Annotated in this window: 4 protein-coding genes; all 4 read left to right on the top strand. The window is 67.4% G+C overall.

Features of this window, described 5'->3' with window-relative positions; all coding sequences use genetic code 11:
• Positions 1 to 2,090, top strand: a 2,090-nt coding sequence (locus tag ELR45_RS41130; RefSeq protein ID WP_240759906.1) for a vitamin B12 dependent-methionine synthase activation domain-containing protein, incomplete at its 5' end; no start/stop codon positions are given.
• 203 nt (positions 2,091 to 2,293) lie between these two features.
• The gene (locus ELR45_RS20040; protein ID WP_129667934.1) at positions 2,294 to 3,466 is read left to right on the top strand and encodes a lipid II:glycine glycyltransferase FemX; all 1,173 of its coding nucleotides are present in this window, start codon (positions 2,294 to 2,296) and stop codon (positions 3,464 to 3,466) included.
• Positions 3,467 to 3,586: 120 nt separating this feature from the next.
• Complete coding sequence (locus ELR45_RS20035) at positions 3,587 to 4,261, top strand: response regulator transcription factor (protein ID WP_129667933.1); 675 nt, start codon at positions 3,587 to 3,589, stop codon at positions 4,259 to 4,261.
• Positions 4,262 to 4,335: 74 nt separating this feature from the next.
• The coding region (locus ELR45_RS20030; RefSeq protein ID WP_205856924.1) for a sensor histidine kinase at positions 4,336 to 5,797 on the top strand (1,462 nt) is incomplete at its 3' end.

The raw sequence follows: 5,797 nt of genomic DNA, 5'->3' as shown, positions 1-5,797 counted from the left end.
CCCGGTGGATCAAGCAGAATCTGCCGGGCGCCAAGGTGTCCGGCGGCATCTCCAATGTGAGCTTCAGCTTCCGTGGTAACAACCCGGTCCGCGAGGCGATCCACGCGGTCTTCCTCTACCACGCGGTCGACGCCGGGCTCGACATGGGCATCGTCAACGCGGGCGCCCTCACGGTCTACGACGAGGTCGACGCCGAGCTGCGCGACGCGATCGAGGATGTCGTTCTCAACCGGACCGACGATCCGCAGGCCGCTACCGAGCGTCTGCTCGGCCTGGCTGAGCAGTACCGCGGCTCCGGGGAGAAGGCCGAGGAGGCTGCCGAGGAGTGGCGCGAGCTGCCGGTGGGGGAGCGCATCACGCACGCCCTGGTCAAGGGCATCGACGCCTACACCGAGGCTGACACCGAGGAGCTGCGGGCCGAGATCGCCGCCAGAGGTGGCCGCCCGATCGAGGTGATCGAGGGCCCGCTGATGGACGGCATGAACGTCGTCGGCGATCTCTTCGGCGCCGGCAAGATGTTCCTGCCGCAGGTGGTGAAGTCCGCGCGGGTGATGAAGAAGGCAGTCGCCTACCTGATCCCGTTCATCGAGCAGGAGAAGGTGGACAACGGCACCACCGGCGAGAAGGACACCAACGGCACCATCGTGCTCGCTACCGTGAAGGGTGACGTCCACGACATCGGCAAGAACATCGTCGGCGTGGTGCTGCAGTGCAACAACTACGAGGTCATCGACCTCGGCGTCATGGTTCCGGCGCAGAAGATCCTCGACGCCGCTCAGGAGCACGGGGCGGACATCATCGGCCTCTCCGGTCTGATCACGCCGAGCCTCGACGAGATGGTCAACTTCGCCAACGAGATGCAACGGCTCGATCTCGAGGTCCCGCTGCTGATCGGGGGCGCCACGACGTCGCGTGCTCACACGGCGGTGAAGGTGGATCCGAAGTACAACGGTCCGGTCGTGTGGGTGAAGGACGCGTCCCGGTCGGTCCCGACCGCGGCCGCGCTGCTGCACGACGACCGTCGCACCGATCTGCTCGCCGAGGTGAAGGCCGACTACGACGCGCTGCGCACCCGCCATGCGCAGAAGTCGGAGCGTCCGCGGCTCTCGTTCGACGACGCGAAGGCCAACGCCACCCCGATCGATTGGACCGAATACAAGCCGTCGGCGCCGAACACGCCTGGTGTGCACGTGCTCGACGACTATGACATCGCCGAGCTACGGGAGTACATCGACTGGCAGCCGTTCTTCAACGCCTGGGAGATGAAGGGCAAGTTCCCCGACATCCTCAACAACCCGGCGACGGGCGAGGCCGCGCGGAAGCTGTACGACGACGCGCAGGTCATGCTCGACCGGATGATCGCCGAGAAGTGGGTCACCGCACGCGGTGTCTACGGGCTGTTCCCGGCCGCGAGTACCGGTGAGGACGTCCTCGTCTACACCGACGACGAGCGGTCCGAGGTGCGCGCGACCCTGTACCAGCTGCGGCAGCAGGGCGAACACCGCGAGGGTATCCCCAACCGGTCGATCGCGGACTACGTCGCGCCGCTCGATGCCGACGTGCCAGGCGGCGACTGGGTCGGAGCGTTCGCGGTGACGGCCGGCATCGGCCTGCCGGAGAGGGTGACGGCGTTCAGGGAGGCTCTGGACGACTACTCGGCGATCCTGTTGGAGTCACTCGCCGATCGGCTCGCCGAAGCCTTTGCCGAGCGGCTCCACCAGCGGGTGCGTACCGAATTCTGGGGTTACTCGGACGAGTCGTTGTCCAACGACGATCTGATCGCGGAGCGCTACCCCGGCATCCGGCCCGCACCCGGGTATCCGGCCTGCCCGGACCACACCGAGAAGCAGACGATCTGGGAGTTGCTCGACGTCGAGGCCTCGACCGGGATCAAGCTCACCGAGTCGATGGCGATGTGGCCCGGCGCCTCGGTGTCCGGCATGTACTACGGCCACCCCGACGCGCAGTACTTCGTCGTCGGCCGGCTGGGCCGGGACCAGGTCGCCGACTACGCCGAGCGCAAGGGTTGGACGCTGGCCGAGGCGGAGAAGTGGCTGTCCCCGAATCTCGGATACGACCCAGACGACTGACAGGTCTATAGGGCCGTAGATCACCTGGGGTCCGGGCCCCGCTTCCGCAAGCTTGGTGTCACAGTCAGTGCGGCTGTGACACCAAGCTGCGGCGCACCCCTGCGCCGCAAAGCGGCCTCCAGGACGCCGCCGTCGTCGATCCCGTGACGAAACCATGACAATTCACAGACTGGCCGCGGACATCGAGCCGCGACGGTTGGATCATGTTCACGTCAATCGCGCCGAATGCGGTGTTCCTGCCGAACTCGAGCCTGGTCGTCCGTCCGGTCGCCCGCGAGGTGCACGCGAGGTTCGTGCACCGGATGGGCGCGAAAGGTCAGGTCAGCTTTCTCCAGCACCCCTCGTGGGCGGACGTCAAGGAAGCCTGGTGGCCCGAGTTCCTCGGCTGGTTCGATGGCGCCGTACAGGTCGGCGCCGCCATGGTGCTGTGCCGTCGAGCCCCAGGTACCCGGAGGTTCTTCGCGTACCTGCCGGAAGGGCCGGTGCTGGATTGGTCCCGTAAGGACATCGGGGAGCAACTGGGGTTGCTCACCGAGAATCTGTGGAAGTTGGGTGCCTTCGCCGTCCGGATGGGGCCGCCATTGGAGTACAAGCGCTGGAGCGCGGCCACCCTGAAGGCCGCCACCGGACCCGGGCGGCGGCTGACGCACGTGGGCCCGGACGCCACTAATCCGGTGGCGGTCTCGGTCGCAGAACAGTTGCGCTCGTCCGGATGGCGCCGCTGCGACGACGGGCCAGCAGGCGGGGACGCGCAACCCCGCTACCTGTTCACCGTGCCCATGGCCGGGCTCAACGACGACGACCTGTGGTCCGGGTTGAACCAGGCCTGGCGGCGAAGCGTCCGTCGAGCCGAGCACGAGCACGTCGTCGTCACCGTTGGCGCGGAACAGGACCTGCCCACGCTCTTTCGCCTGCTCCAGGAGACCGAGCGACGCAACGACTTCCGGCTAGGCCGGTCCCTCGGCTACTTCCAGCGGCAATACCGCGCGCTCAACGACGAGATGCCCGGACGGATGAAGCTGTACCTGGCGTGGCATCACGACGAGGTACTCGCGGCACACACAATGGTCACGCTGGGCGCGCGGTCCTGGTATCTGACAGGCGCGTCCGCCACCGCGGGCCGCGACGTGCGACCCAGCCACGCCCTGCAGTGGCAGATGATCCGTGCCGCGCGCGCAGGCAGAGCGGACGTCTACGACATGCGAGGTGTTCCGACCAGTCTGGACCCTGACGATCCCGCCTTCGGCCTCCTGCGTTGGAAGCTGGGGACGGGAGGCGGTGTGGTGGAGACGCTCGGCGAGTGGGGCGTCACCCTGCCGGGCTGGACGAATCGGATGCTGCAGTGGGCGATGCGACGACGCGCGGCTCACCGGTGATCCGCCGAGTCGGTCGCCTTGGCCGGACAGAGACGTCCGGCAGGTTCGAGCATGTCATGGTCTTGTCACAATCCGCCGGCGCCGCGGCCTCGACGGGGGCCGTGCTGAAACAATCGGGGGATGCCGCGTGTCCTGCTCGTCGAAGACGACGTGTCCGTCCGGGATGCGCTCGAGATGGCCTTGCGCCGGCACCGGCACGACGTGACGACGGCGGCCACCGGTGAAGACGGGTTGAAGTACCTGCACGCCGGCGGAGCGGACATCGTCGTCCTCGACCTCATGCTGCCTGATATCGACGGCTTCGAGGTATGCCGGCGGATTCGCGCGCACAGCGCCGTCCCCATCGTCATGTTGACCGCCCGCAGCAACGACATCGACGTGGTCAGTGGCCTGGAAGCCGGAGCCGACGACTACGTGATCAAGCCCGTGATACCCAGGGTGCTGGACGCGCGCATCCGGGCTGTCTTGCGCCGGACGGTTCAGACCGACGGACATGCCGAGAACCACGGCGGCCTCGTCATCGATCGGTCGGCCGTCAGCGTGACGAACGACGGCGAGCCGGTCGGGCTGACGCCGACGGAGCTACGGCTGCTGCTGACCCTGTCCGGAGCGCCCGCGCGGGTGTTCAGCCGCCAGCAGCTGTTGCAGCTGGTGTGGGAGCATGACTATCTCGGCGACTCGCGCATCGTCGACGCCTGCGTGCAACGCGTGCGGGCCAAGATCGAGGACGTTCCGGCCTGCCCGGTATACATCCAGACGGTGCGTGGCTTCGGCTACCGGTTCGGGCCGCTATGACACGATCGGCTTCGCCGGCTTCTGCGCCTCGGTGGCGGGCGCTACTTCTGGGCTTACGTCCGAGGCTGGTCGTGGTGTTTCTTCTGGTGGCGCTCGGCACCGGCGTCGCGACGACGGGCATCAGCTATGTCTCCGCCCGGAACGCCGTGTTGCAGAGCACGCAAGATCAGGTCATGGGCGAGTTCCTCGACCGGGTGCGTGAGATCGCGAACGAGACCCCGCAGCTCGACGTCGACTCCCTTGGCGAGTTCTCCAGTGGCCTCGGCGGCACGAACATCGCTCTCTACCGCGACCGCGAAACCGGGGAGATCGACCGGCTGTCGGGAACACTCGATCCCGAATTCGTGCCGCCGACGCTGCTCGACGCCGTGGGAGGCAGCGACCGGGTGCACTTCCAGCGCGTCGACGAGTTCGGCGACCCGGTTCTCTATGTCGGCACCACAGTGCGGGTGGGTCTCGAACCGACCGGCATCGAGGTGTACCAGCGCTTCTCCCAGTTAGGCCAGCAGGAGAGCCTCGAGGAGCTCCTGAGCGATGCCGGGGCCGCGCTCGTCGTCTCCGGTGTGGCCGCGCTGCTTCTCGCCCTCCTGGCGGCGCGGAGTGTGTTGAGGCCGGTGCGCCAGCTGAGCCAGGGCGCGAAGCGTCTCGGTGACGGGGCGCTCGACACGAGGCTTCCGGTGCGTGGCGCCGACGAGATGACACAACTGGTGATGAGCTTCAACTCGGCGGCCGGCCAGCTGGAGCAGTCCGTAGACCGGTTGCGACGCGAGGAGGCGAACTCCCGACGGTTCGTCGCAGACGTGTCCCACGAGCTACGTACGCCGCTGGCCGCGATGACGGCGGTAACTGAGACGCTGGACAGCGAGGCGGAACGGTTGGGTGGCGACGGCGCGCTCGCCGCACGCGTGCTGAGCGCCGAGACGCATCGGCTGGCCGCCCTTGTCGAGGATCTGATCGAGATCAGCCGGTTCGATTCCGGTCAGGCGACGCTCGTGCTTGAGGACGTGGACGTGACCTCCATGGTGACGGGTGCGCTCGACGCACGTGGATGGTCGTCGCTGGTCGACGTCTATACCGTCCCGGCGGCCGAGCAGCCCAACGTCGTCGTCACGGTCGATCCACGGCGGTTGGACGTGATCATTGCCAACTTGGTCGGCAACGCATTGCGTCATGGTGCCCCACCTGTGACGGTCACGGTATTCCAGAGGGCAAAGCACGGCATGTCGATGCCATGGGTGGGAATCGCGGCCCATGACAGCGGGCCTGGTGTCGACCCCGACGTGGCAGCTCGTGTGTTCGACCGGTTCTACAAGGCCGACCGAGCCCGGAACCGGTCGCACGGCACCGGCCTGGGCTTGGCGATCGCATGGGAGAATGCGCGCCTACACGGCGGGTACATCGAGGTACGCAGCGCCGCGGGTGAAGGCACGACCTTCACGTTGCTCCTCCCACCTGAGCCGCCACGGGACCGGCTGGACCGTGATCGGCACCGGCGAGCCGCACGGGCTGACCATGAGCACGCAAGCCAACCGCGCG

The sequence above is a fragment of the Phytoactinopolyspora endophytica genome (assembly GCF_004138495.1).
Classification (GTDB): Bacteria; Actinomycetota; Actinomycetes; order Jiangellales; family Jiangellaceae; genus Phytoactinopolyspora; species Phytoactinopolyspora endophytica.
This window is presented reverse-complemented; position numbering and strand designations above follow the sequence as displayed.

Bases quoted from the DNA above. Each gene is read 5' to 3' on its own strand.
- ELR45_RS20035 (WP_129667933.1), top strand. From the start codon at position 3,587: ATGCCGCGTGTCCTGCTCGTCGAAGACGACGTGTCCGTCCGGGATGCG.
- ELR45_RS20040 (WP_129667934.1), top strand. From the start codon at position 2,294: ATGTTCACGTCAATCGCGCCGAATGCGGTGTTCCTGCCGAACTCGAGC.